The sequence below is a fragment of the Oleiphilus sp. HI0067 genome (assembly GCF_001635735.1).
Genome location: NZ_LWFI01001162.1, coordinates 1 through 895 on the forward strand (window position 1 = coordinate 1; position 895 = coordinate 895).

At 41.2% G+C, this 895-nt stretch carries 1 protein-coding gene and 1 pseudogene; both read left to right on the forward strand.

From position 1 onward, the window contains the following. A pseudogene (locus A3739_RS30945) lies at positions 1 to 183 on the forward strand (hypothetical protein); the annotation flags it as partial. 206 nt (positions 184 to 389) lie between these two features. Further along, the coding region (locus A3739_RS17020) for a histidine kinase dimerization/phospho-acceptor domain-containing protein (protein ID WP_156502644.1) at positions 390 to 895 on the forward strand (506 nt) is incomplete at its 3' end.

Sequence of the window (895 nt, forward strand, 5' to 3'; positions counted from 1 at the left end):
CACATATATAAAATCTTCATCGATAACCAACTCGTAGGCGAACAACGCACCACATCGTTGATTGTTGATAACGTATTTCGCGGAACGCACCAACTTAGCGTTCAGATTAGCGATGCTAGCGGTAAAATCATCAAATCCTCCTCCATATCTTTCACAATGCACCGACCTTCAAAGCTAAACTAAACTCTTGATGCACCACCATGGTGCATGTAAAATCTTCATTGTGCTCTCCTCAAGTGCGAAGGATTGTTATCGAGCGATTAACAGAATAACAATCTTGGTAAATTCAATAACTTAGCTCTTATCAAAATGAATGCACCGCAAATGGTTTAATTATTGCTAGTTGTCTTAAACGGTGCGAAACCATCATATAAAGCCAGAAAAGACGAATGAAAAACCAAAACATTCAGCAATCAGTGATCCTAGACAACCTATCGACATCCGTTCTCGTTTTAGCGGAAGACTTGACGGTGCTTGATTACAACCCTGCTGCTGAAATGTTGACCCAAGTAAGCCAAAAACGCTTGGAAGCCGCGAAATTTCCTGAACTATTTAGTGACATTGAAAGTAATCTCATCGACGAGATGAAAGAGATCCTTAAAACGGGGCACTCTTACACTCAACGCGAATGTAAGATGACCTTATTAAATGGCGAACACATTCTCGTTGACTGCACTGTTTCTAGTCTGATCGCTAATAATGCGCCTTGTTTACTTGTTGAGATACAAGCAAAAGATCGATTACTTAGAATCAGCCGAGAAGAACAGCTACAAGAAAATCAAGAAACAGCGAAAATCCTCATTAGAGGCCTTGCACATGAAATCAAGAATCCTCTTGGAGGAATTCGTGGTGCGGCACAGCTCCTGTCATCGGAACTAAGCGATGAGCAAAGCGA